Origin of the sequence: Lewinella sp. LCG006 (assembly GCF_040784935.1) — a bacterium.
Lineage (GTDB): Bacteria > Bacteroidota > Bacteroidia > Chitinophagales > Saprospiraceae > Lewinella.
The window spans coordinates 3730841-3754096 of sequence record NZ_CP160680.1; the positions used below are offsets into that span (position 1 = coordinate 3730841).

Here is a 23256-nt window from a genome sequence, read left to right on the forward strand (position 1 = left end):
CTATTTATCCAAGAAACGCCGGGTGTAACGATACGCTCGCCAGTGGGTGAGTGCTTCGCCGAGCCCCAGGATGAGCAGCCCTCCGATAAAGATGAGATTGCGGCTGAGTTCAACGGGTGCTGTATACATATCGTAAAAGCTACGAATAACGAGGACTTCGATCAGGATGATAAGCGCGGAAAGACCAAACAGGAGGATGGCAATGGCGCGGGTAAGCGTACTGATGGAGGTGTTTTGCTGGCGCAAGGTTTTCTGTAACAAGAGGGGAGCCAAGGCATGTTTGGGGTTGATGCGCAGGAGTTCCCGGACAACGTGCTCTGCTTTGGCGGGTTCGATGACTTGTATGAAGGCCGCGGCTTTGCGGAAAAGCAACTGTTCGAAGAGTTGCTGCTTGAAAGCTTCTTCTTTGTGGAATGATTCGTCGAGGGAGACCAGGATAGCCTGATCAACGACGACTAAAAATTGGCGGTAGGCACCGACCTCAAAGAGGGCATTGGTGAACGCAAAAAGTAGTTCGTAGTGCTGGTCGTCATCGAGTTTGGCAATCTGTGCTTCCCATTGCTCGTAAAAGCGAATAATAGCGTGGTAATTCTTTGGCTCGATGGCCAAAAAATCACGGTATAAACGCGTATAGATGGTAGGACGGATCTGCATGTTGAAAGTGTTACCTCTTTAATAACAAAAATGAGGAATTGTTCAGGGATTTTAGAGGAAGTAGGGTGTTTTTGTGCTCATTCCGACACCTCGGAATTCGCGTTGGTACTCATTCCGAAGTATCGGAACTCATATCCCCGCAAGCGAAGCGCGCACTTTCGTGGGTAAAAAGAGCCTATTTTGAGTACCCAAAAACACCCCCTCTAAAATTTTTGTGCGATATTTTGACTGTTTTTCAGTGACTTACGAGAGGGAGGTAGTGATTTTTTTTGGCGAAAGCTTCTTTTTTGTGATAAAGGGTATTACCTTTGCACGGCTTTTGAAAGAGGAGTTATGTACTTAACATAGAGTAAGGGATAGCGAAGGCTCGAAAAAAGCCCAATATTTAACAACAATAAAGTCATTTATAGTGAACACATTAAGCTATAAAACACAGCCGGCTAAGCCTTCAACGGTAGATCGTAAGTGGCACATCATCGACGCAGAAGGGATGATTGTAGGCCGTATGGCTACGACGATTGCCTCCGTACTGCGTGGTAAGCATAAGCCTGATTTCACGCCGCATTTCGACAATGGGGATTACGTGATTGTAATCAACGCGGACAAGGTTCGTTTTACTGGCCTGAAAATGGATCAGAAGATTTACCTACGCCACACGGGTTACCCAGGTGGTCAGCGTGCTACCAAAGCGAAGGAGCTATTGGTGAAGAAGCCAATTGCGATTGTGGAAACTGCCGTACGTGGTATGTTGCCTAAGACCAAGCTAGGTCGTGCGCAATACAAGAAACTGTTCGTTTACGCTGGTGCTGAGCATCCACATGCAGCACAGAAGCCACAAGCGCTCGAACTTTAAATAATAGAACGTAAATTTTCTACGATAATATGGAAATGATCAATACGATCGGAAGAAGAAAAGCTGCTGTAGCCCGCATTTATTTGACGCAGGGTACTGGCAACGTTACCATCAATGGTAAGACTTTGACCGAATACTTTCCCCAGTCTCACATCCAACACAAAGTGCTTGATCCATTCAGCACCGTTGAGATTGATAGCAAGATCTACGATATCAAAGTAAACGTAGACGGTGGTGGTTACAAAGGACAAGCTGAGGCTATCCGGATGGCAATTGCCCGGGCATTGGTGAAGCTTAACGAAGACTTCCGCAAGGCACTCAAGGACCAGAAGTTCCTGATGCGTGATGCGCGTATTGTAGAACGTAAGAAATACGGTAAGCCTAAGGCCCGTAAGAGCTTCCAGTTCTCTAAGCGTTAATATTTGGTGTTTTGGGAAACGATTGTTGTCGTTTTTCAGAAAACTAAAATGATTAGATGATGAATGCTGGCCACGGCCTTTGAGCTAGGCAAGCGTTCAAATAAATCAAAAATTAATAATGGAAAAGCCTAATTATAAAGAGTTGCTCGCATCCGGTGTACACTTCGGGCACCTCAAGAAGAAGTGGAATCCTAAGATGTCTCCCTATATCTTCGCGGAACGCAAAGGAATTCACCTAATTGATTTGAACCGTACCCTGGAGTGTTTGGAGCGTGCTGGACAAGCTGCTCGCCAGATGGCCAGAGCGGGTAAGAAAGTATTATTCGTAGCCACAAAGAAGCAAGCGCGCGAGATTGTTGCTGATGCAGCACGTAGCGTAGATATGCCTTTCGTAACCGATCGTTGGTTGGGAGGTATGATGACCAACTTTGCTACCATTCGTCGTTCTGTACGTAAAATGCAGAACATCGAGCGGATGTTGGCGGATGGTTCTTTGAGCAGCATTACGAAGAAGGAGCGCCTGACGCTGACGCGCGAACACGCTAAATTGGACAAGGTACTAGGTGGTATTGCCAACCTGAACCGTACGCCTTCAGCGATGTTTATCGTAGATATTCACCACGAGCACATTGCCATTGCGGAAGCTCACAAATTAGGAGTACGTACGATTGGTATCGTTGATACCAACTCTGATCCTAACCAGGTGGATTACCCAATTCCAGGGAATGATGATGCCTCTAAGTCGATTGCTATTATTACCAACTACATCACGGAAATGATCAAGTTGGGCCAGCAAGAGCGTAAGTCTGAAAAGGCAGAGAAAGAGAAAGCCTAGTTTATCACCGAAACCAATGATTGACAGAATTGGTTAAACCGATGCTATTCTCAAACTCTTAACTTCTTAAAATTTAAAGTCAAAATGAGCGTAACTGCTGCTGACATTAAGAAACTGCGCGATATGACTGGCGCAGGTATGATGGATTGTAAAAATGCCCTGAACGAAGCTGAGGGTGATTTTGATAAAGCTATTGAAACCCTTCGCTTGAAAGGCCAGAAGGTTTCTGCTAAGCGTGCTGACAACGATGCCAACGAAGGTGCTGTTGTTGCGCTGGTAAGCGATGACAAAACCCGTGGCGTAATCGTGAAGTTGAGTTCTGAAACTGACTTCGTTTCCAAAAACCAGGAATTCGTGGATGGCGTCAATGCTATTGCGGAAGCTGCACTGAAGGCTTTTCCTGCAAGCAAGGAAGAGTTGATGGAAGCTGCTGCAGGCACTAGTACCGTTGCATCTTTGTTGAACGATTTGCTGACGAAGTTCACGGAGAAGATGGAATTGACTTACGAGCGTTTGGAAGCTGCGGTTGTAGCTCCTTACATTCACATGGGCAATAAAGCTGGTGTTATCGTAGGTTTATCTTCTACCGGTGATGCCGTATACGAAGCTGGACGTGACGTAGCTATGCAAGTAGCAGCCATGAAGCCAGTGGCAGTAGATGAGAATGGTGTAGACCAGTCGATCATCGATAAAGAAATCGAGATCGGTATGGAGTTGGCTCGCCAGGAAGGTAAGCCAGAAGCTATGCTGGACAAAATTGCCAAAGGCAAACTCAATAAGTTCTTCAAAGACAATACTTTGTTGAACCAGATGTTTGTCAAAGACAACAAACAAAGTATCGCTGATTACTTAAACAGCGTTGAAAAAGGCCTTACGGTTACGGATTTCAAACACGTAACGATAGGTTAAACCTTAAGAAAGGCGAATCGGAAACGGTTCGCCTTTTTTTTGCTTATCCCTTATTGGCTTTTAGGAAATACAGCCTTGAATTGTCATCTTTGCAAAAATAAAAAGCTACAGACTATATCCTTATGATCAAATATCGTCGTGTACTCCTTAAACTTAGCGGAGAATCCCTCATGGGAGACCAGGGGTTTGGTATTGATTCCAAGATGCTGCAACATTATGCAGAGCAAGTAAAAGAACTCATTGGACTTGGCGTAGAAGTTGCGATCGTGATTGGCGGAGGCAATATTTTCCGGGGCTTACAAGCCCAAGACTCTGGTATTGAACGCGTACAGGGGGATTATATGGGAATGTTGGCCACGGTGATCAACGGAATGGCACTGCAGAGCTCGTTGGAAAACAATGGCGTGTACACACGCCTGATTTCAGCATTAACCATCAACCAAGTTGCGGAGCCTTATATCCGACGCAGAGCTATCAGGCACTTGGAGAAGGGGCGGGTGGTCATCTTTAGTGCAGGTACGGGAAGCCCTTACTTCACGACTGATTCCGCTGCTGCGCTACGAGCCAATGAGATCGGTGCTGACGTTATCTTGAAAGGTACCCGCGTAGATGGTATCTATAGCGCCGACCCCGAGAAAGATCCTACCGCCACTCGCTTTGATGAACTGACCTTTGCCAAAGTGATCAGTGAAGGTCTTAGCGTAATGGATATGACTGCTTTCACACTTTGTCAGGAAAACAATATTCCAATCATTGTTTTTGATATCAACGATCCTCGCAACCTCAAGCGAATTGTAGAAGGCGAGCGGGTAGGTACTTTGGTGGAGGGGTAATCTGTGTTCGTTCTTATGAAAAAATTTCCAACTGATTTTATCTGGGGGTCTGCTACCTCCTCCTATCAAATTGAAGGTGCTGCACAGGCCGACGGCAAGGGCCCTTCGATCTGGGATGCTTTTTCCCATATTCCCGGACGGGTGCAAGGCAATGAGCACGGTGACGTAGCTTGTGACCATTACCACCGAATGAAGGATGATGTGCAGATGATGAAAGCATTGGGCTTACAAGCCTATCGTTTTTCTATTTCCTGGCCTCGTATTCTGCCCGATGGAACGACCAAGCAGATCAACCAAGCTGGTATCGAATTCTACAATCAACTCATCGATGAGTTGCTAGCCAATGGGATTGAGCCTTGGGTGACGCTATACCACTGGGATTTGCCATTGGCGTTAGATATGGAGAAAGATGGTTGGTTGAACAAGGACATCGCAACTTACTTTGCGGATTACGCGCGCGTATGTTACCAATACTTTGGTGATCGAGTAAAAAACTGGATCACCATCAATGAACCATGGGTGATCGCTATGCTTGGTTATGGGCAAGGCATATTTGCCCCAGGGCGGGTGTCCAACCGCGAACCCTATCTGGCCGGGCACCATATTATTCTGGCACACGCCAAAGCAGTAAAGGTATACCGTGAGGAGTTTGCTCACCAAGGTGGGAAGATTGGGATCACCAACAATTGTGATTGGCGGGAACCACTGACGGATTCAGTTTTGGATAAAACTGCTGCCCAGCGCGCATTAGAATTCTTTTTGGCTTGGTTTGCCGATCCTGTTTACCTGGGGCATTATCCCGAAACTATGGTGGAAAGGTTGGGCGATCGCTTGCCACGATTTACTGACGAAGAAATAGCAGAGGTAAAAGGTTCATCAGACTTTTTTGGCTTGAATCACTACACAACGATGTTGGCTTCTGATGCTGGTGGCGAACTGCTTCAAGGCGGTGTTTACGGCAATGGTGGTTTGTCTGAAGATCAGGATGTTAATTTGCACGTCGACCCCACCTGGGAGAAGACCAGTATGGGCTGGGCCATCGTGCCTTGGGGTTGCCAAAAATTATTGGAATGGATTCATCATCGCTACGCTGGGCCAGCTATCGTGATGACGGAAAATGGCGGTGCTTTTCCCGATGAGATGAAAAATGGTGTAGTGGATGATCAGGACCGTTTGGCTTACGTTCGTGGTTATCTTGGAGCTTGCCATGATGCGATAGAAAACGGTGTGCAGCTCAAAGGCTACATGTTGTGGTCGTTGATGGACAATTTTGAATGGGCTTCTGGCTACGCCAAGCGTTTTGGTATCCATTACGTTGACTTCGAGACTTTGGAGCGTACGCCAAAGGCATCGGCATTGTGGTACCGGGAGGTGATTGAGCGGAATGGGGTCGAGGAGTGATCGTATGATCGCATGGTTACGCCCCTATTTAATAGAGTTGTTCTGCTGGGGGCTTGGAAGCAGGAATTGCCTGATGATCATATTTTTAACCATCAACCTCACGTTATTTGTCATTTCCTAAGGCAATCAATTCGCGAACAATTATTTTCGCTATCTCCGCTTTGGTGTAAACTTCATGGCCATGGTTGGGGAGTAATGCATGGGACAAATGAACTTGTCTTTCGCTCCACTTTTCATCTGGACGATAAGGATCATCCTCACCGTAATACAGTTTTCCTCTTATTGAAAGTTGCTCATCTTCCTTACGTAAACGAGTTGCGGAAACGGCACAGAAATAACTGCAAGAGAGCCCTTGCAGGATGGCTCTCCAAGAAATGGTGCCCCCTATACTAAAAGCGAGTACATAAGCTGGTGGATAGTGTTTCTCTGCCGCTAAAAGACGGTCAACGGCCCTCTCAATACCGCCGTCCAGGAATTGTTGATGAAGCTCTTCTTGCTCGTAGTGAGCCAAATTTATTTGTCCGAGTAGGCAGCAATCGTACCATTGGAGTTCAAAATGTTGCCGTAGCGGCTGTTCGTAAAAAGACCACCATTGTGACCGATCGACGCCCCAAAGATCCGACAGGATAATAAGCCGCTGTTGCATAGATTCCCCCCTCCTTACTTTTACACTTTTACACTCTTACACTCTTACACCCTATTGCCCCCCCTGACTAGCCGCCTGCTGGAATATTTTCTGGTAAAAACCAAAGCCCTCTTCCGTCAGTTGGTTACCGTATGTATAGGTGCCGTTTTCCAGGAATAGATAATACATACAAGCACCTCCGAAGAACAAATCAGCTTCCTCTGCATTTTGGCCATCAATTTGAAAAAAGACTCGCCCTATGGGCTGACAACTGCTGATGACCTTGGCCGGCGTAGTAGAAACCGTACCCAAGGTAGTGCGGATTGCGGCTTGGGTATTTTGGCTCATCGAAAAATTGGTGCTGTAAAAGACGAAGTCGATATAGTCACAATTATTGTAAAGGTGCATCATCTTTTCCTGTGTAATGCTGGGGTAAGGTGTTGTGGGCGTCTCGGTCGTAGCAGGGGCAGGGACTGTTGTAGCAGTTTCCGTTTGTGCTGTTTCCTGGTTTTGGTCGGTAGCACCAGATTGGCATTGAGAACAAAATAAACCGGCAATTAAAAGAGAAAAAAAGATGATTCGCATGGCAGTGATTGGTTGTTGCTTTGAGGCAAAGATAAGGAATCGCAATTTGGAAAAAACAAGCTAAGAACTAGAGAATGTAGTAAAGGCGAATACCGAGGTTGCGGCCGATAAATTTGACGTCTTCCGTATTCGGGTCGTTGTCCGCTGCTTTTAAGCTGCTTAAGTACTTGGACCACCGGAAATTGAGGGCAAGTTTTTCGGAGAAGATATAGGTGGCCCCCAGGATTATTGAAGGAATATCTGTCCGATAGTCTTCTAATTCGGTAATGTCAGACCCCACATCATTGATTACTTCATAATTAATCAGTCGGTTATAACTGACGCCCGCACTGGCGAGAATCTTCCAATCGGAAAAGTTGATCATTAGGGGGACTTCTACAAAGTTGAGTCTGATTTTGTCATATTGGGAAGAAATATCATCGGTAGGTACCCGGCTGGCTCCTTGTTGGCTATACAGCAATTCGGTACTCAAGGACCAGCGGTCAGTGAGTTTAGCACTGACGCGTGCTCCGGTATTGAAGCCAATCTTGTTGAAACCTCCCAGTTTATCGCCATCAATTTGAGACAAGTTGAAGCCACCAACCAGCATTGCGGAAAAGGTTTGGGCAGACAACTGTGGCGCATGTAGTATTCCCGTAAGGAGAAAGATCAAAAGGATTTGATAGTGGAGCGTGTATATTTTTATCATTTGATTGTTTGATTTAAGAGTGTAAAGTTACGGCACCTAAATGAGGTTCGATCTTAAAACTTTACAATTTTCGTAATATTGTGGTTCTAAATAGTTGTTAAGTAATATGAAATACACCCGCCATAACCTCAAAAAACTGGAAACACTTTTCAGTGATATCGAATATACCATTCGGTACGAGAAAGGGAACTTTAACTCGGGGTATTGTATCGTAGAAGACCGTAAGGTAGCCGTTATCAATAAGTTCTACGATACCGAGGGGCGGATGAACGTCCTGTTAGAGATTATCGCAGGAATGCCTATTGAGGAGGAGCAACTGGAAGAAAGTTCGCTGAAGTTTTACAAACAGGTGATGAAGTTTATAGCTAGGCAGGAGGAGGAGTAAGTTAACTCGCTTGCCAACGTCGCAAGCCAGTAATGTGATCAAAGTGGCGGTCGTACGTTATCAATGTACCTCCTGATTCAATACTGATAGCTGCAATCCATATATCGTGAGTAGGAATCCGTCGGCCAATTGTTCTTAATTGCAGCATCAGTTCTGCGAAAATTTGCAAGGTCTCAGCACCTGGATAGTGTCTCCTTACTTTAGGGTAGCTTTCGAAATCGGCGAGAATTTCGAGGTTTTTCTCAGTCTGAGTACCCTTTTTTAAACCGAACAATAATTCAGCAATAACAAATGCAGGAAGAATTACTTCCTGGGCTTCTTTGATAAGTTTGAGGATTTGTTGGTCTCCTTTCAAGAGAGCAGCGTAGGCATTGGTGTCCAGGATTATTTTTGTTAATCCCATAGCTCAGTATCAATAAGGTCAAAAGTAGAAGTGTTTGCACCGAATTCTGCTGCTGCTTGTTCGGACCAGCAGCCACAAAATTTTTCAAAATTATTCATTTCTGTAGGCGTATCACTTAAGCCTAGTGATTGTCTGAGTAACCTCTTGATAAGTTTATTTTGACTTAAGCCCATTTCACTAGCCATTTGCTGGATTTTTTGAGCAACTACTTTATCAAGATTATGAATAGTGATTGATTTCATTTTAGCTAAATTTATAAAACAAACCAAAAGTGAACTATTTTAGTTCATTTTGTGGTTCAATATATCATTTTTAACTTCAAGAAGCAAGCTGAACGCCCATTTTTTGTCCTTATTCCCATACTTTCAATACCTTTGCGGCCCGAACGATACTTATGCCACAATTACAATTCAAACTGGAACATACCGACCCAGGCTCCAAAGCCAGGGCGGGGACGATCACGACGGACCACGGTGAGATCGAAACGCCAATTTTTATGCCCGTCGGGACGGTAGGTTCTGTAAAAGGCGTGCACGCCCATGAGTTGCGTGATGATGTCAAAGCCCAGATTATTTTGGGGAATACCTACCACTTGTACTTGCGCCCTGGTACCGAGGTGTTGGAAAATGCTGGTGGCTTACACCAATTCAACGGTTGGCACGGACCGATCCTTACCGATAGCGGTGGTTACCAGGTGTATTCTCTGGCTCACCGTCGTAAGATCAAGGAGGAAGGCGTTACTTTCCAATCCCACATTGATGGTTCCAAGCACGTCTTTACGCCTGAGCGCGCGATAGACATTCAGCGGAGTATTGGTGGTGATATTATTATGGCTTTCGACGAATGTCCACCGCATCCCTGTGAGTACCGTTATGCCAAGGATTCCTTGGACCTGACGAATCGTTGGCTAAAGCGCTGTGTGGATCATTTTCAGGCGACGCCAGACAAATATGGTTACACGCAAAACCTGTTTCCGATTGTTCAAGGCAGTACGTTTGAAGATTTGCGCCGGGCCAGTGCCGAAACGGTAGCCAGCTACGATATGCCAGGCAATGCCATTGGCGGCTTGTCGGTAGGGGAGAAGTCGGACGAAATGTACCGTACCACGGAATTGTGCTGTGATATTTTGCCCGCTGATAAACCACGCTACCTGATGGGCGTAGGTACTCCCGTCAATCTATTGGAGTGCATTGCGCTGGGCGTGGATATGTTTGACTGTGTATTGCCTACGCGTAACGCCCGGCACGGAATGCTATACACCCGGAATGGGCTGATGAACATCAAAAACCTGAAGTGGAAAGATGATCACAGCCCCATTGATGAAGATGGCCCCTGTGCGACCAGTCGCTACCATAGCAAAGCTTTTCTGCGACACTTGATCCACAGTGGCGAAATGCTGGGAGGGCAACTGGCCTCGATCCACAACTTATCTTTCTTTCTGTGGTTGGTTAAAGAGGCACGTACACATATCCAAAACGGTGATTTTGCACGTTGGAAAGAGGAAATGGTGCCAAAGCTGGAAACGAGGTTATGAAACTACTAGACTGGTACATACTGAAGAAATTCCTTTCTACTTTTTTCTTTACCGTTTTGATCTTTACGATGATCACGGTGATCATTGATTTTAGTGAAAAGGTGGAGAAGTTTATTGAATCGGATATTACCAAGTCGGAAATCATTTTTGGGTATTTTCCCAACTTTATCATTTTCATCTATGGCTTGCTCTTTCCCTTGTTTACCCTCATCGCGGTGGTATTCTTTACGTCGCGGTTGGCGAATAACTCAGAGATACTAAGCATCTTCAATGCTGGGGTGAGCTTCCGGCGTCTTTTACGGCCGTATCTGATAGGAGCTGTTTTTATTGCTATTATCCATGCCCTGGGAAGCCACTATTTTATCCCGGAGGGTACCAAAACCCGTCTGGAATTGGAGCGTAAATATTTTGATCCCAACCGCGACCAAGGTAAACAGCGTAACATTCACATGTTTCTTGATCCAGACACAAAGGCTTATGTCAATTTCTGGCGCAAGCGGGACAGTACCATTCGTGGTTTTCGTCTCGAACGATTTGCCAATCACGAATTGGTCTATCTGCTCAAGGCTTCCAGTGCAGAGTGGTTGGGCCCACCTGACAAATGGCGCTTGGTCAACTATGAAATTCGAACTTTTGATGGGCTCAAAGAAACCATCGTCTCGGGCCAGGGCGAACAAATGGATACCGTGCTAAGTATGCAGCCCGCAGATTTTATAGAATACAAGGAGCAGCACGAAATGATGAATACCTTCGAGCTTTCCAGCTACATCCAAAAACAGCGAGCGCGAGGCGTAGGGAACACCGCCAAATACGAGGCGGAGCTCTGGCGACGAACGGCCGAGCCGATCACTGTGCTTATTTTGACATTGATCGGCGTTGCCATTGCTGCAAGAAAAGTGCGAGGTGGCTTGGGTATACATCTGGCCGTTGGTATCTTACTGGGAGCACTATTTCTCATTCTTTCCCGGTTTTCTTCTGTTTTTGCGGCGGGCAATGCCTTACCCGTCGTACTCAGCGTCTGGATGCCTAATCTTTTCTTTGGCGCAATAGCCATTTTGTTGATTGCCAAAGCTCAAAAATAAGCGCCTTCTCCGTTTAAGTACCTCCTTTTTGTCTAACACGCCTACTCTAGAAAGGTGAAATTGTCTATTTCGTTTAACAAAACAAGCCGTTTTGAGGGCTAAGTCTAAACAAAATTTCATTACTTTCATTTTTTTTTGAAAAATTTATATAAATGTATTTACATCGATATTTTTATTTAAATAATTGTTTATCAGTGTTTTAGTGATTGATTGTTGATGATTTTTGCTTCTCGTTGGCTTTTTGCTCTTAAATTAATCTTGCCATCGTTTGGTTTTTGTTTAAACATGACGTAAATTTGGTTCAACAACAACGAACAGTTGTTCCGTCAATACGATCCTAACTACAAGTCTCTAATTATGTCCAGCATTGAATTCAACGATAGTCTTAATAAAATGGCCAATCTATTGCAGTCATTTGCCTATAGCCTGACTAAGAATACAGAAGATGCGCGTGATCTTTATCAAGAGACCGCTTACCGAGCCATTACGAACCGTGAAAAGTTTCGTCCAGGCACCAATCTTAAAGCTTGGCTCTTCACTATCATGAAGAACATCTTTATCAATAATTACCGGAAGAAAGTAAAGGCTAACACCATTATGGATACTACCGATAATCAGTATTACATTAACTCTGGTGATAACGCTATTGGTAACAAAGCAGAAAGTAGCATTATGATGAAAGAGCTTACCCGCATGATTGATACCTTAGACGAGAGCATTCGTATTCCGTTCTTGATGCACTACCAAGGGTATAAGTACCAGGAAATTGCTGATTACCTTGAGCTTCCTTTGGGAACGGTAAAGAGCCGTATTTTCTTTGCTCGTAAGGACCTTAAAGTACAGATCAAAAAAAGCTATGGACAGCTTAATTTTTTCAAGAAAGAAATTGAGGTGCAATAGTATTCCTCTACATTAGGAATAACCCCAAGGAACAATCCTTAATTGACTGGAAATCAAAATGACGGTAGCAAAACTTGTTTTGCTACCGTCATTTTTTGTTTCATCGTTTACCTTTGTTCTTTTACCTACTGCATCCCAAACAAGCACTTATTCGTATCTTCGTTTTATGGCTGATCTTTCTTCTTCTTTTTTTACAACAGCACTATTGGATTGGTACGAACCAGAACGCCGTCCGCTGGCCTGGAAACACATCACAGACCCCTATCTTATCTGGTTATCGGAGATCATCCTTCAACAGACAAGAGCAGAGCAAGGGGCACCTTATTTCAAGAAATTCAGTGAGCGCTATCCTACGGTTAACCATTTAGCCATGGCTCCCGAGGACGAGGTGATGAAAATGTGGGAAGGCTTGGGATATTATTCGCGTGCACGAAACTTGCACGCGGCTGCAAAATATATTCATACCACCTTCAATGGTGAATTTCCAAGCGACTACGAAAATATCCGGTCGCTCAAGGGGGTGGGGCCATACACTGCGGCGGCCATTGCTTCTTTTGCTTTTCAGTTGCCCTATGCAGTAGTTGATGGTAATGTATATCGTCTTTTATCTCGTTTTTTTGACGATACTACGCCAATAGATACTTCTCAGGGAATAAAGCATTATGCCCGCTTGGCTCAACAAATGCTGCCCAAGGACGCGGCAGCTACTTACAACCAGGCAATGATGGATATGGGTGCTACGGTGTGCACCCCCAAAAATCCTTTGTGTGAAGCTTGTCCTTTGGCGCAAGAATGTCAGGCTTTAAGGGAAGGCACCATTGCTGAACGGCCAGTTAAAGTAAAAAAGCTGAAGCGCAGCACGCGGTATTTTAATTACCTGGTCATTCAACACCCCGATTTTAGGATCATAGAAAAAAGAACGGGAAAAGATATTTGGCGCAATCTTTACCAATTTCCATTGGTGGAAACCAATACCGCGATGGACACTTTGTCCGCATTACAAAAGGAACCATCCTGGCCAGCTTGGTTAACAAAGGACCAATTGGTGTTAAGCCGTAAGCTTGGACCTCGTAAACAAGAGCTCACTCACCAGCGAATAATTGCTGTTTTTTGGGAAATTAAGTATACCGGAGACCTTACAAATAAACTCCCTGAAGGATTTAATCTCATCAAGCCGGAAAATTGCAGTAAATTTGCTTTCCCGAAAGTCATCAGTTGGTACTTCGATGATAATTCGCTATATTTATTTTAATAACAATACCTTATTTAGTCTATGGTCAATCGGGTAATCCTTATCGGAAATCTTGGGCGCGATCCTGAAGTTCGTCGTCTTGAGAATGGTGCTGTCGTTGCAAAATTTTCTGTTGCTACCAACGAAAATTATCGCGACAAAACTGGCGAGTGGCAAACCCAGACCGAATGGCACGATGTAGTGGTATGGCGGAATTTGGCAGAAAGAGCTGAAAGCCAGCTCACCAAAGGGGCGCAGGTTTATCTGGAAGGAAAACTTACCCACCGTACCTGGCAGGATAAGGATGGTAATAATCGTAAAACAACCGAAGTTGTTGCGAGCTATTTCAGAGCTTTGAATCGCCGAGAAGGAGGTGACAGCAACGGTGGTTATTTCCCAAGTACGGATGACGAAATGCCTTACAGTGAAACCAATGTAGCTCGTGAGAGTGAGAGCGCTCCTGCTCCTTCTACACCACCGGCACCAGAAATGGACGCCGATGATGATCTACCTTTCTAATACAGCAGTGTCTGATTTTTTAGATTAACGATAATCGATTGGAACCCGAACCGGACAGTATCATCTATCTTCTAGGAACGTTGGACTTTTTGCTGTGGATCAGTCCACAATGGCAAATTGCACTAGGAATTGTAGGCTTGCTGATTTTGCTTGCTTGCTCAGCATTGGTTTCCGGCTCGGAAATCGCCTATTTCTCACTGTCGCCCAACGACCTGGAACGCCTCGAACAAGAGGAGCAAAGCAATAGTCGCCGCGTGCTTTGGTTGCTTACCCAACCCGAAAAGCTGCTGGCTACCATTTTGATCAGCAATAATTTCATCAACATTGCGATTGTGTTGCTGGCTGAAATCGAATTTCGGCAGATCATTCCTATTGAAAAGACGCTGGCTTGGGGTGTTGATTTGCAGCAGAGCCTGGCTTTCTTGCAAAACTATGCTGCCAGCACCATCGGGAATGGTATTTACTTCAGCATTACCGTCTTGGGAATTACTTCCATGCTGGTGCTTTTTGGGGAAGTTACGCCCAAAGTGTACGCCACGCTCAATAGTATTCGACTTGCCCGTGCCATGTCCCTACCCCTCAGTTTTTTGATGCAGATTTTCTCAGGCTTGAGCAACCTGTTGGTCAACTGGTCCCACTGGATGGAGAAACGCCTGGCGGCTAAACAATCCAGCGTAGGCCTCACGAGCAAACAGGAAATTGACGAAGCCATTGAGCTGACCGTCTCGCAAGAAGAAGACAGTGGCCAGGATTTGGATATTCTGAGGCGGATTATCAAATTTCCTGAAGTAAGTGTACGTCAGGTGATGCGTGCCCGAGTAGATGTCATTGGCCTCAACGATACGTCTAACTACGCCGAAGTACTGGGCACCATAAAGGATGCAGGCTACTCCCGTTTTCCGGTTTACGAAAAAGATGCCGACAATGTTATCGGGATTCTTTACGTAAAAGACCTGTTGATGCACCGCAACGAATCGTCGGAATTCAGCTGGCAGGATTTGATCCGTACCAATGTGCTCTTTGTACCAGAATCAAAAAAACTCAATGACCTGCTGAATGATTTTCAGCGCGAACGCTTGCACATGGCCGTAGTGGTGGATGAGTATGGAGGTACCTCAGGAATTGTAACCTTGGAAGATGTATTGGAAGAAATTATCGGAGAAATCCAGGATGAATTTGATGACGAGCCGGATGTCGTTTACCAAAAGATAGATGATTACAATTACGTCTTCGAAGGCAAAACCCTCCTCAATGATGCTTGCCGCATCATGGGCATTGATACCGATTCATTTGATGCCATCAAAGGTGAATCGGAATCTTTGGCAGGCTTGTTTTTAGAACGCCTGGGGCGGATGCCTAAGAAAGACCGCGAAATGCTGCTGGAAAACTTCCGTTTTAAAGTACTTGAAGTAAGCCAAAGAAGAATAGAACGCATTTTGATCACCATGCTCCGTACCGGAGAAGATTAAGCCCCGTAAGGCCATGCAAGTCATCGTATTTAGTAAAAAGTTGAAGCAAAAAGATGTTCCTTTTATTCAGGAGCTCTTCGATGTACTTGCTGATTTTCATATCAATACCTACGTGTACGCTCCTTATTTGCAGATGCTTAAAGGAGTGATCAATTTCAAGCGCGATGTTGGTAGCTTCGAAGGTTACATCGATTTTTCGGTAAAGCAGTTCGATTATTGTATCACCTTGGGGGGAGATGGGACTATCCTCGAAGCGATCACCCAAATCAGAGATAGCAAGACGCCCTTGCTGGGCATCAATCTGGGGCGGCTTGGTTTTTTGGCTACCATTGAGAAAAAACTGATCCGCGAAGCCATCACCAAGCTACAGCGTGGAATGTATCGGATAGAGGAAAGGCGGACTTTGTACCTGGAGTCTAATCTACCTCTTTTTGATGAAATGCCCTATGCGCTGAATGACTTTACCATCCTCAAGCGGGATACTTCCAGTATGATCATCATTCATACTTATATCAACGGTGCTTATCTCAATTCCTACTGGGCCGATGGCATTATTGTGGCTACCCCAACCGGTTCAACCGGCTATAGTCTAAGCTGTGGTGGGCCGATCATTTTTCCCGGCTCGGGAAACTTTATCATCACGCCGGTAGCTCCTCACAACCTCAATGTACGGCCCATTGTCATGAGCGATGATGCGGTGATCTCTTTTGAAATAGAAGGGCGTGCAGAAAATTTCCTCTGTACCCTGGATTCTCGCTTTGAGACCATTACCGCAGCCCACCAATTGGCGGTTCGTAAAAATGGCTTCAACATCAGATTAGTCAATTTACAGGATATTGACTTTTTGGATACCCTCAGGGGCAAGCTCAATTGGGGGCAGGATACGCGGAATGATGATTAGTAAAAAACAAGCCAATGCAAAAGATCAACCTCCAGCAAAAATTATCCCTGTTCGAAGAACAATGGACGCCCAAAGTTATTGCCGACTTGAATGGGCAGCACGTCAAACTCGCTAAGATTCAGGGCGATTTCGTTTGGCACAACCATGCGCAAGAAGACGAAATGTTTTTTATCCTCAAAGGAGTGTTGTATATTGATTTCCCTGAGCATACGGTGGAGCTAGGCCCAGGAGATATGGTGGTTGTACCCGCAGGTGTAGAGCATCGCCCCCGCACCAAGGATGGACAGGAAGTGCACCTTATGCTGGTAGAACCCCATAGCACCAAGCACACGGGAGAGGTGACGCACGAGCTCACCAAGCACAGTTACGATTGGATATAATAAAATAACGTGAAGTTGGTACACAAAGCTCTTGAAGCTAGAGGAATTCCATTACCAAACTTCACTTTATTAAGTACTTAGATGGAACACCTTTTAATCCAAGTACACAGTACCCAATACCAAGTACGGTGAGGTTGGGGGGAGTAATTGCCTGGTGATCAAATTTTTAACCCCTGCCTCACCTTAAAATAGGACGATGATGAAGGTACATTTTCAGATAAGCGGAAAAGCTTTTAAGGCAGACCTTAGCCAGCCCCTGGATATCAGTATCGCGCTGCGTTTTGATGGGCGAGGCCCGAATTGTTTTTACGCACCACTGGCAGAAAGCTCTCCCGTCGTGATGGGCGATTTTGTGGGGTCGACTGCCGAAGGAGGAGTCGTGAATTTCAAAAATATACGACTTAATCCCCACGGCAACGGAACACATACGGAGTGCGTGGGCCACATCAGCAGGGAGCCTTACTATTTGAGCAATTGTCTGGAAAAGTACCACCATCCGGCTCGCCTGATCAGCATCTTTCCCCGCAAGCTGGAGGATGGCGACCGGGTGATTGAGCGCGACCAACTAGCGGAAGTGTTGCGGCCGGGAGAGACTACTGCCGTGGTTATCAGAACGCTACCTAATGATGAGCAAAAGTTGGAGCGTAGTTACTCGGGTACCAATCCGCCCTATTTGGCGGCCGACGCTGCTCAACTGTTGGTCGATTATGGCGTGGAACACCTCTTGCTGGATCTCCCCTCTGTAGACCGGGAACAGGATGGGGGAGCATTGTCTGCGCACAAAGCTTTTTGGCAATACCCTTACGCTACGCGTTTGGGGGCGACAATTACGGAGCTGGTTTTTGTAGCGGATACCATTAAGGATGGTTTGTATCTGCTTCAACATCAAATAACAAGTATGCAACTGGATGCCAGCCCTAGTAAGCCGGTTTTGTACCGTGCGGTAGCTGATTAGCACATGCTTACCATTTTTTTATTAAGTGACAACGATTATTTAGGAACGTCTTAATCATATCATTCATTAAAATCAAAACCAATCATCATGAAAAAACTAATGTTTTTGTTACCCACACTACTACTTTTAGGCTTGTGGGCTTGTGGCCCGTCTGGGCCTTCTGAAGCTGATTTAAAGGCAGAAGCGGAAGCTGCCCGCTTAGATTCTTTAAGTCAAGTCATTGACACTTCTCTGGAAGAGGTAGATGAAAATACCAAAGAATTAAAGGACGCATTAGAGGAACTTGATGAGTTGTTTCCAGAGGGAGAATAGAATTATTAATAATTAAAAATCAATGAATTATGAACGTTATAAAAATTTTGGGCGCGGTAACACTGGTTTTCCTATTGGGAGCTTTTAGCCCAGTTCAAGCGCAAGGTAAAGGCAAAGAGAAGCAAGAAGAACGGGCGAAAGAACATGTTGTTCGTGGTAATGAAAAGGCCAATGAAGCTGCTAGTCATAGTAGTGATAAGGCTAATACTGGTGAGGCTGCGGTCGGGCAGGGAAAAGAAAATGCGGGAAACCCTAATAAAGGCAATAGCGAACCCAAGGGCCAAGAAGGTAGACAAAGTAAAGACGAAGAGCATGTAGGGCAAGGCAAGGATCGCCCGGGAAAGGATAATGAAAGAGGCGATCGTGATGACGATGATGTGTACGAAGAAGGAGACGAGCGTGGCAAAGGCAATGCTTATGGCCGTGATAAGGGTGAAATGGAGGGCAAGGAATTCGGGCAGCAACGTGCAGAAGCAGCTCGCGCTCAACATGCTGAACGCAAATCGGACGCCCGTGAAAAAGTTGCTACAGCAGAAGACGTAGAGTCGGAAGCTAAGACTAAAATTGGTCGTGCCCGGCAGGCACTCGAAGAAGCTAAGTCTAAGGGTACCTTGTCAGAAGAAGAAATCAGTCGCCGTGAAATGGCTATTGAGAAAGCAGAAGCAAGATTAAAAGAGTTGGAATCTTCTGTTCAGCAGGCTAAAGCAGCTGTGGGAGGTGGGAAAAGATAAATACGAAACAAAAGTTTAGCAAAGCAAAATACGGGGATGAAATCATATCGGGACAACGGTGCTGTAGGTGCCCTGCTGGATGAATATGAACTGGCAGTGCAAGCATTGCAAAAATTGATAGCTACGGTCACCAATGATCAACTGGTGAGTATTGTTGATCCTGATACCGATGATTTGGATTGCCGCTCTATACAAACCATACTTACCCATGTTGTACGTGCGGGTTATGGTTATGCGATTGCGATCAGGAAATACAAGGGAGAAGAACTTGCATATTGGGAACGTAAAACGCATTCTACGATCTCTGCTTATCAGCAAGATCTAGAGAGAATGTTTGCTTACAATGAACAGCTTTTTGCTGATTATCCGAACCTGCAATTGGAGGAGTACGACCCTGATAAGAAAATCAAAGTAACCTGGGGGCAGCATTATGATGTGGAACAACTTATGGAACATGCCATTGTTCACATTTTAAGACACCGTCGCCAAATAGAGCGATTTTTGTTGAGAATGGCTTAGCTGGATTTTCGGCAAATGCCGAAAATCGTAGAGGGAATTCTGGGAGATGGTATAAAATACCAAAACCAGGGGTGGAAGAATACCTAATTTACAATATCTACTTTTTCACTCCTTTTGGGAATTACACCTTATATCTTTTTTGATCCCTTACCCTACACTATAGGTTTGCGAAGCAAGCCGAACTCTGAGGAGCCTGCGACGATCACCGTAGGTAATCCATGTACGGACTTTTGCTGAAAGTCCAGCTAAGTTGTTTCTACTATGAAAAATTTACTTTTTATTATTACCCTTGGTTTTGCTACTTTTTTATTAAGTAGTGCCGCGCCACTATTCCCGACCTCTAATTCCCAACGTTCTCCTGTCACCTACCAGCAGCATATTCGCCCAATTTTTGAAGTGCATTGCCTATCCTGTCACGGCGTAAGGGAAAGCAAAAAACGCCAGCTCCACACCTACGAAACTGTCAAAGAGAAGATCGATGATATACTTTACCGGGTACAATTAGCACCTAGTAACCGCAAATTTATGCCCTACAAAATGCGGCAGGCACCGCTGAGCAGGGCACAAATTGCAGTATTGCAGGCTTGGAAGGATGGGGGGATGAGGGAGTGAAGAAATTGTATTAACTTGTTTGCATTAATGTCAGCATTATATATTCGCTGAGCTCACTCTTGAAACGGTTTTGCTATGCAATCTCTCTTAATAAGATGCTTTCAGGCTTTTTTATTCCTGCCCTTTGGTTACCTCGCTGCTCAAATCGCTAACCCTGCTCCAGGGTATTTAATTAGTAATGAAGGGGATACATTAGTAGGTACTCTCAATTTGGACAATGAAATAATTCTCTCTCGAGAAGTGAAATTTCAATCGCTTAGAGATAGCACTGAAGTACAGGTATATACTCCAATAGACTTACAAGGATTTGGTTTTACGGAATCAGGCAAAGCCTACCGAAAAATTCGTCATCAATACCATGATTTCGATAAGGAAGAGGATATTGAAGAAGATCGCATGGCTCAAATTTTGTACGAAGGGCCCTATGAGTTGTATCGGCTTGGATTATTTGGGAATGAGTACTTTAAAGTAGTTTCAGGGATTCCGCCTTGGGTGTATTATTTGAAAATACCTGATGGGACTATGGTTAAACTAGAAATTACAGAGCGGCAAATTACAGGCGTTTATTCCAGGATGTCTGATAAATATCGTGGAGCTCTCAAGTATGTGATGAGAGACTGGCCGCAAGCCATCACGGCTATTGATGACATCACCTATACCGATGAAGACTTAGTGGAGTTATTGAACAAGTATCTCGCGTATACTTATCCTGATTTCACTCCTCCAAGGGCAATAGCTCCCAAAAAAACAACGGAATTTGCCCATTTTACCCAGCTAAGTTGGGTGCCCTCGCCAGCTGTACAAAATAAAAGTTTCGTGAATAATTGCTTCGGATTTAGCTACTTTTTCAGAACATTCAATCCTGCAGTGGATAACTCTTTTGAAATAGGTCTAGGGTTGGAGTATCTTAAATTTAACTATAGAGAGGGGCAAAATAATGAGCCCTTCAGATTAGATGGTGGCTGGGCTATGCGTATGCCCGTATGGGCAGATTACTACATGACGAAAGGTGAAAAAGTGCAACCTTTTATAAAATTTGGGCTGATAGGTTCCGTGTTAGCAGAGAATGGCGAAATACGTAAAACTGAGACTATTTTCTTGCCTGGAGGGCAAATACAGATCGTTCCTAGAGGTTACGCTCCCTATGCAGGAAGGTCTCTGAGGATTTTTTTTGGGGTTGGGGGCGGCGTAAATATTGGTCGCTTACGCATGGATGTACAATACGAGAAAGTAATGAGGTTGCTATTTAACGTTGGTTATCGGTTGAACTAGAAAGATACCTGCTGTTGCTTAAACGTATGATCGCACTGGTACGATTGGGGATTCTTCCTAAGTCGGAAGTGGGAATTAGGTTCACCAAGTGACGTGCTTTCCTCTTGGTCTTCGTGTGTTCCACTACTTCCGACTTCCGCTTTCCTTCTGATAGCTATCGGAATCCGACTTTGAGTCGAATTGTATGATCGCACTGGTACGATCAGCCTACCATAATGATTACTCCCCCATCACATTCACTTACCCCCCAAAAGCCACCACAATACCCACCCTGCCCCCAAAAATGGAGGTCCATTCCTTACCCGTTAAACCAGTTGTTTGGTTCAGGATAGCTTCCGTTTTTGGAGCATAGTAATAGGGGGTGTATTGAACGCCAAGGAAGGGGCCAACGCTGACTTTACCATTGTCGATTAAGTCATAGCTTACGTTCAACCGAACGCCGCCGCCTATACCCAAGGCATTGGCATTGGATTCGTCGTACACGAGTGGTTCCCCATTGATGCTTCTGAGAAGGGCCCCACCTACGATAGCGACGCCAGCCTTGACTGAAAATTGATCAGGAAGTTGATCGCTGAACAAATGGTGCAGATAACCTACTTCTAACAGGTATTGATTAAGCGTCGCTGCAAAATTGGGGTTTTCTGCGCTGCTGCGGTACCAGGCCAGGTCGAGCATCAGGTGGCTGTTGCCTCTTGGGTTTAGTGGGAACTCGAGGCTTGCCTGAACGCCCGTGGAAAGCAATGGCTGAGGGGTGTCCAGGAAAGGGCGGGAGAAATTATAGGTCTGGATGGCCTTGTTCCATTCTGGCGCGTGGAGGTACCCATAGGAAATAGCGGCCGTATAACCCTGAGCAAACAGTGAACTGGCGCACAACAAGACCAAACTGGTCACAAAAAATCCTATCTTCATTATCCAACGGTATTTAGTAAGTTGATGACTTCCCGGTAGCCAGATTCTACAGCACCGTGAACAGATTGATGGTGGCCATTAATATTCATCGCTTCTCCGGCGAAGAATAGTTTGTCTTCAAGCGGTTGGGCGGCAATTGCTCGGGCATTGCCCATGCCTACGGTACTAAAGGAATAGGCTCCCCTGATATACGGTTTACGGCTCCAATCCTCAACGTGGCCGGCGACAAAACTAGCACTAGCTTGCCCAGCGTACATGGTGTCCAGCTCTTCCAGCAGCGCTGCGATGATCAGCTCGTCGTTGGCTAGTGCCGAAAGCGCTGCTGCCTGTTCTCCCATGACGAAGGCCAGTAGCACATGGTCGTTCCCGTTTTTACCAACACTCTCATCGGCATAAGCTGCACAAACGGCCCCGCCAATAATGTTTTGGTCAAAGAAACGGGTACTGAATTTCAGGAAAACCTTCATCCCGGGGCCCATGCCGATGCGATTAAAAGCCTCTGTTTTTTCTGCGGGCAATGGAGGGATAAAATCAATATCACCTGCCTGGAGAACCGTGATCGGGACAGTAAGTATAACCTTGTCCGCAAAATAGGTATTCCCCTGGGTATCGCTTACCGTGATGATGTCATCGGTGTAGTCGATTGATTTTATCGGCGTGTTTAGTTGGATGTGCTGTTGAATCGGTGTCGCAATTTTTTGATCAATAAGATCGAAAAACGTTGCCGGGAATTTATAGTCTTCTTCTCCCGAATTCCAGTTTTCTTCTTCACGGTTGTTGTGAAACACCGATAACTGGTCGGCAGATGCACCTTGATCACCCGCGATTTGCTCAATGATGTAGGCATAATCCTCGTTCAATCCTCGCTGGAGAGCATAATCTTTAAACGAGATATCCGGAAGATCCTCTCCTTCAAAGATATCTGTACTGAGGGGCAGTTCATCTACCAGTTCGTTTAAGAACCAATACTTCTCGGTGCTTTCATCCAAATTTACTTTTACAACCGAATTTACTGCCAGATCACTGACAATATTGTTGGCTCCGTGCAGCCATTGGGCACCAGCGTCGAGAGGGTAATCGGCAAAATCTGCAATTTTTCCCATACGCCCCCCATAGCGGCTGTCAGCCTCCAAAATTTTGAATCTTATACCACGAGCTTGCAGCAGATAGCCTGCATAAAGCCCGGCTGCCCCCGCGCCAATAATGAGCACTTCTCCATCGTAAGTTAAATCAGCAAGGAGCGTTTCTTCGCTACAGGAGGATAAAAAAGCTTGGGGTAAGAGCAAACTGCCAATGGATAAATAGCTGGAAAGTTGTAAAAAACGTCTCTTGTCCATCAG

Annotated in this window: 29 protein-coding genes; 21 read left to right on the plus strand and 8 right to left on the minus strand. The window is 45.3% G+C overall.

All coding sequences use genetic code 11. From position 1 onward, the window contains the following. Positions 1–654, minus strand: a complete 654-nt coding sequence (locus AB0L18_RS13375; protein WP_367393101.1) for a hypothetical protein — start codon at positions 652–654, stop codon at positions 1–3. Positions 655–1063: 409 nt separating this feature from the next. Between AB0L18_RS13375 and rplM the strand changes: the two genes are divergently transcribed. From rplM to AB0L18_RS13405, 6 genes are all read left to right on the plus strand, one after another. Beyond that, positions 1064–1507 (plus strand): 50S ribosomal protein L13, encoded by a 444-nt coding sequence (gene rplM, locus AB0L18_RS13380; protein WP_367393102.1) that lies wholly within the window; start codon positions 1064–1066, stop codon positions 1505–1507. A gap of 29 nt (positions 1508–1536) precedes the next feature. Further along, positions 1537–1926: a 30S ribosomal protein S9 gene (gene rpsI, locus AB0L18_RS13385; RefSeq protein WP_367393103.1), complete on the plus strand. Its 390-nt coding sequence runs from the start codon at positions 1537–1539 to the stop codon at positions 1924–1926. Between the two features lie 118 nt (positions 1927–2044). Next, positions 2045–2761, plus strand: coding sequence for a 30S ribosomal protein S2 (gene rpsB / locus AB0L18_RS13390; protein WP_367393104.1), 717 nt, complete (start codon positions 2045–2047; stop codon positions 2759–2761). Between the two features lie 84 nt (positions 2762–2845). Continuing rightward, positions 2846–3670: a translation elongation factor Ts gene (gene tsf, locus AB0L18_RS13395; RefSeq protein ID WP_367393105.1), complete on the plus strand. Its 825-nt coding sequence runs from the start codon at positions 2846–2848 to the stop codon at positions 3668–3670. Between the two features lie 122 nt (positions 3671–3792). After that, the gene (pyrH, locus tag AB0L18_RS13400; RefSeq protein WP_367393106.1) at positions 3793–4503 is read left to right on the plus strand and encodes a UMP kinase; all 711 of its coding nucleotides are present in this window, start codon (positions 3793–3795) and stop codon (positions 4501–4503) included. 15 nt (positions 4504–4518) lie between these two features. Further along, on the plus strand, positions 4519–5904 hold the full coding sequence (locus AB0L18_RS13405; protein WP_367393107.1) for a GH1 family beta-glucosidase: 1386 nt from the start codon (positions 4519–4521) through the stop codon (positions 5902–5904). A 103-nt stretch (positions 5905–6007) separates the two neighbouring features. Here AB0L18_RS13405 and AB0L18_RS13410 read toward each other — a convergent pair whose 3' ends face one another. From AB0L18_RS13410 to AB0L18_RS13420, 3 genes are all read right to left on the minus strand, one after another. Beyond that, positions 6008–6550 (minus strand): alpha/beta hydrolase, encoded by a 543-nt coding sequence (locus AB0L18_RS13410; RefSeq protein WP_367393108.1) that lies wholly within the window; start codon positions 6548–6550, stop codon positions 6008–6010. 51 nt (positions 6551–6601) lie between these two features. Further along, positions 6602–7114, minus strand: coding sequence for a hypothetical protein (locus AB0L18_RS13415; RefSeq protein WP_367393109.1), 513 nt, complete (start codon positions 7112–7114; stop codon positions 6602–6604). Between the two features lie 67 nt (positions 7115–7181). Then, entirely contained in the window at positions 7182–7802 is a 621-nt protein-coding gene (locus AB0L18_RS13420) for an outer membrane beta-barrel protein (RefSeq protein WP_367393110.1), read from the minus strand. Positions 7803–7908: 106 nt separating this feature from the next. On the opposite strand from AB0L18_RS13420, the gene AB0L18_RS13425 reads away from it, so the two are divergent. Further along, the gene (locus AB0L18_RS13425; RefSeq protein WP_367393111.1) at positions 7909–8187 is read left to right on the plus strand and encodes a hypothetical protein; all 279 of its coding nucleotides are present in this window, start codon (positions 7909–7911) and stop codon (positions 8185–8187) included. A 1-nt stretch (position 8188) separates the two neighbouring features. Here AB0L18_RS13425 and AB0L18_RS13430 read toward each other — a convergent pair whose 3' ends face one another. After that, positions 8189–8590, minus strand: coding sequence for a type II toxin-antitoxin system VapC family toxin (locus AB0L18_RS13430; RefSeq protein WP_367393112.1), 402 nt, complete (start codon positions 8588–8590; stop codon positions 8189–8191). Beyond that, positions 8581–8832 carry a hypothetical protein gene (locus AB0L18_RS13435; protein ID WP_367393113.1) on the minus strand — a complete coding sequence of 84 codons (252 nt, stop codon included), beginning with the start codon at positions 8830–8832 and terminating at the stop codon, positions 8581–8583. The genes AB0L18_RS13430 and AB0L18_RS13435 overlap by 10 nt, the downstream gene beginning before the upstream one ends. A 152-nt stretch (positions 8833–8984) precedes the next feature. Between AB0L18_RS13435 and tgt the strand changes: the two genes are divergently transcribed. The 14 genes from tgt (at position 8985) to AB0L18_RS13505 (ending at position 21007) form a co-directional block, all read left to right on the plus strand. Further along, positions 8985–10124 carry a tRNA guanosine(34) transglycosylase Tgt gene (tgt, locus tag AB0L18_RS13440; protein WP_367393114.1) on the plus strand — a complete coding sequence of 380 codons (1140 nt, stop codon included), beginning with the start codon at positions 8985–8987 and terminating at the stop codon, positions 10122–10124. Next, the gene (locus AB0L18_RS13445) at positions 10121–11206 is read left to right on the plus strand and encodes an LptF/LptG family permease (RefSeq protein ID WP_367393115.1); all 1086 of its coding nucleotides are present in this window, start codon (positions 10121–10123) and stop codon (positions 11204–11206) included. The genes tgt and AB0L18_RS13445 overlap by 4 nt, the downstream gene beginning before the upstream one ends. 357 nt (positions 11207–11563) lie before the next feature. Further along, the gene (locus tag AB0L18_RS13450; protein ID WP_367393116.1) at positions 11564–12106 is read left to right on the plus strand and encodes an RNA polymerase sigma factor; all 543 of its coding nucleotides are present in this window, start codon (positions 11564–11566) and stop codon (positions 12104–12106) included. Positions 12107–12272: 166 nt separating this feature from the next. After that, on the plus strand, positions 12273–13358 hold the full coding sequence (gene mutY / locus AB0L18_RS13455; RefSeq protein ID WP_367393117.1) for an A/G-specific adenine glycosylase: 1086 nt from the start codon (positions 12273–12275) through the stop codon (positions 13356–13358). A gap of 21 nt (positions 13359–13379) precedes the next feature. Continuing rightward, complete coding sequence (locus tag AB0L18_RS13460) at positions 13380–13856, plus strand: single-stranded DNA-binding protein (protein WP_367393118.1); 477 nt, start codon at positions 13380–13382, stop codon at positions 13854–13856. 38 nt (positions 13857–13894) lie between these two features. Continuing rightward, a complete protein-coding gene (gene gldE / locus AB0L18_RS13465) occupies positions 13895–15325 on the plus strand; it encodes a gliding motility-associated protein GldE (RefSeq protein WP_367393119.1) in 1431 nt (476 codons plus the stop codon). Between the two features lie 13 nt (positions 15326–15338). Next, complete coding sequence (locus AB0L18_RS13470) at positions 15339–16226, plus strand: NAD kinase (RefSeq protein ID WP_367393120.1); 888 nt, start codon at positions 15339–15341, stop codon at positions 16224–16226. Positions 16227–16240: 14 nt separating this feature from the next. After that, positions 16241–16606 (plus strand): cupin domain-containing protein, encoded by a 366-nt coding sequence (locus tag AB0L18_RS13475; protein ID WP_367393121.1) that lies wholly within the window; start codon positions 16241–16243, stop codon positions 16604–16606. Between the two features lie 196 nt (positions 16607–16802). Further along, the gene (locus AB0L18_RS13480; RefSeq protein WP_367393122.1) at positions 16803–17561 is read left to right on the plus strand and encodes a cyclase family protein; all 759 of its coding nucleotides are present in this window, start codon (positions 16803–16805) and stop codon (positions 17559–17561) included. A gap of 87 nt (positions 17562–17648) precedes the next feature. Beyond that, positions 17649–17873: a hypothetical protein gene (locus tag AB0L18_RS13485; protein ID WP_367393123.1), complete on the plus strand. Its 225-nt coding sequence runs from the start codon at positions 17649–17651 to the stop codon at positions 17871–17873. A 29-nt stretch (positions 17874–17902) separates the two neighbouring features. After that, the gene (locus tag AB0L18_RS13490) at positions 17903–18604 is read left to right on the plus strand and encodes a hypothetical protein (protein WP_367393124.1); all 702 of its coding nucleotides are present in this window, start codon (positions 17903–17905) and stop codon (positions 18602–18604) included. A gap of 36 nt (positions 18605–18640) precedes the next feature. After that, positions 18641–19123: a DinB family protein gene (locus AB0L18_RS13495; RefSeq protein ID WP_367393125.1), complete on the plus strand. Its 483-nt coding sequence runs from the start codon at positions 18641–18643 to the stop codon at positions 19121–19123. 261 nt (positions 19124–19384) lie between these two features. Continuing rightward, a complete protein-coding gene (locus AB0L18_RS13500; RefSeq protein WP_367393126.1) occupies positions 19385–19735 on the plus strand; it encodes a hypothetical protein in 351 nt (116 codons plus the stop codon). A 75-nt stretch (positions 19736–19810) separates the two neighbouring features. Next, positions 19811–21007, plus strand: a complete 1197-nt coding sequence (locus AB0L18_RS13505) for a hypothetical protein (RefSeq protein WP_367393127.1) — start codon at positions 19811–19813, stop codon at positions 21005–21007. A gap of 240 nt (positions 21008–21247) precedes the next feature. On the opposite strand, the gene AB0L18_RS13510 is transcribed toward AB0L18_RS13505, so the two are convergent. After that, positions 21248–21916, minus strand: coding sequence for a hypothetical protein (locus AB0L18_RS13510; protein ID WP_367393128.1), 669 nt, complete (start codon positions 21914–21916; stop codon positions 21248–21250). After that, on the minus strand, positions 21916–23253 hold the full coding sequence (locus AB0L18_RS13515) for a flavin monoamine oxidase family protein (protein WP_367393129.1): 1338 nt from the start codon (positions 23251–23253) through the stop codon (positions 21916–21918). Before AB0L18_RS13515 ends, AB0L18_RS13510 begins: the two co-directional genes overlap by 1 nt. Positions 23254–23256: the final 3 nt, after the last annotated feature.

Bases quoted from the DNA above. Each gene is read 5' to 3' on its own strand.
- AB0L18_RS13510 (WP_367393128.1), bottom strand. From the start codon at position 21,916: ATGAAGATAGGATTTTTTGTGACCAGTTTGGTCTTGTTGTGCGCCAGT.
- AB0L18_RS13515 (WP_367393129.1), bottom strand. From the start codon at position 23,253: ATGGACAAGAGACGTTTTTTACAACTTTCCAGCTATTTATCCATTGGC.
- rpsI (WP_367393103.1), top strand. From the start codon at position 1,537: ATGGAAATGATCAATACGATCGGAAGAAGAAAAGCTGCTGTAGCCCGC.
- AB0L18_RS13485 (WP_367393123.1), top strand. From the start codon at position 17,649: ATGAAAAAACTAATGTTTTTGTTACCCACACTACTACTTTTAGGCTTG.
- AB0L18_RS13410 (WP_367393108.1), bottom strand. From the start codon at position 6,550: ATGCAACAGCGGCTTATTATCCTGTCGGATCTTTGGGGCGTCGATCGG.
- AB0L18_RS13415 (WP_367393109.1), bottom strand. From the start codon at position 7,114: ATGCGAATCATCTTTTTTTCTCTTTTAATTGCCGGTTTATTTTGTTCT.
- AB0L18_RS13505 (WP_367393127.1), top strand. From the start codon at position 19,811: ATGCAATCTCTCTTAATAAGATGCTTTCAGGCTTTTTTATTCCTGCCC.
- AB0L18_RS13425 (WP_367393111.1), top strand. From the start codon at position 7,909: ATGAAATACACCCGCCATAACCTCAAAAAACTGGAAACACTTTTCAGT.
- AB0L18_RS13445 (WP_367393115.1), top strand. From the start codon at position 10,121: ATGAAACTACTAGACTGGTACATACTGAAGAAATTCCTTTCTACTTTT.
- mutY (WP_367393117.1), top strand. From the start codon at position 12,273: ATGGCTGATCTTTCTTCTTCTTTTTTTACAACAGCACTATTGGATTGG.
- AB0L18_RS13460 (WP_367393118.1), top strand. From the start codon at position 13,380: ATGGTCAATCGGGTAATCCTTATCGGAAATCTTGGGCGCGATCCTGAA.
- tgt (WP_367393114.1), top strand. From the start codon at position 8,985: ATGCCACAATTACAATTCAAACTGGAACATACCGACCCAGGCTCCAAA.
- AB0L18_RS13420 (WP_367393110.1), bottom strand. From the start codon at position 7,802: ATGATAAAAATATACACGCTCCACTATCAAATCCTTTTGATCTTTCTC.
- AB0L18_RS13435 (WP_367393113.1), bottom strand. From the start codon at position 8,832: ATGAAATCAATCACTATTCATAATCTTGATAAAGTAGTTGCTCAAAAA.
- AB0L18_RS13475 (WP_367393121.1), top strand. From the start codon at position 16,241: ATGCAAAAGATCAACCTCCAGCAAAAATTATCCCTGTTCGAAGAACAA.
- AB0L18_RS13375 (WP_367393101.1), bottom strand. From the start codon at position 654: ATGCAGATCCGTCCTACCATCTATACGCGTTTATACCGTGATTTTTTG.
- AB0L18_RS13405 (WP_367393107.1), top strand. From the start codon at position 4,519: ATGAAAAAATTTCCAACTGATTTTATCTGGGGGTCTGCTACCTCCTCC.
- rpsB (WP_367393104.1), top strand. From the start codon at position 2,045: ATGGAAAAGCCTAATTATAAAGAGTTGCTCGCATCCGGTGTACACTTC.
- AB0L18_RS13470 (WP_367393120.1), top strand. From the start codon at position 15,339: ATGCAAGTCATCGTATTTAGTAAAAAGTTGAAGCAAAAAGATGTTCCT.
- AB0L18_RS13430 (WP_367393112.1), bottom strand. From the start codon at position 8,590: ATGGGATTAACAAAAATAATCCTGGACACCAATGCCTACGCTGCTCTC.
- AB0L18_RS13495 (WP_367393125.1), top strand. From the start codon at position 18,641: ATGAAATCATATCGGGACAACGGTGCTGTAGGTGCCCTGCTGGATGAA.
- AB0L18_RS13500 (WP_367393126.1), top strand. From the start codon at position 19,385: ATGAAAAATTTACTTTTTATTATTACCCTTGGTTTTGCTACTTTTTTA.
- AB0L18_RS13480 (WP_367393122.1), top strand. From the start codon at position 16,803: ATGATGAAGGTACATTTTCAGATAAGCGGAAAAGCTTTTAAGGCAGAC.
- tsf (WP_367393105.1), top strand. From the start codon at position 2,846: ATGAGCGTAACTGCTGCTGACATTAAGAAACTGCGCGATATGACTGGC.
- pyrH (WP_367393106.1), top strand. From the start codon at position 3,793: ATGATCAAATATCGTCGTGTACTCCTTAAACTTAGCGGAGAATCCCTC.
- AB0L18_RS13490 (WP_367393124.1), top strand. From the start codon at position 17,903: ATGAACGTTATAAAAATTTTGGGCGCGGTAACACTGGTTTTCCTATTG.
- AB0L18_RS13450 (WP_367393116.1), top strand. From the start codon at position 11,564: ATGTCCAGCATTGAATTCAACGATAGTCTTAATAAAATGGCCAATCTA.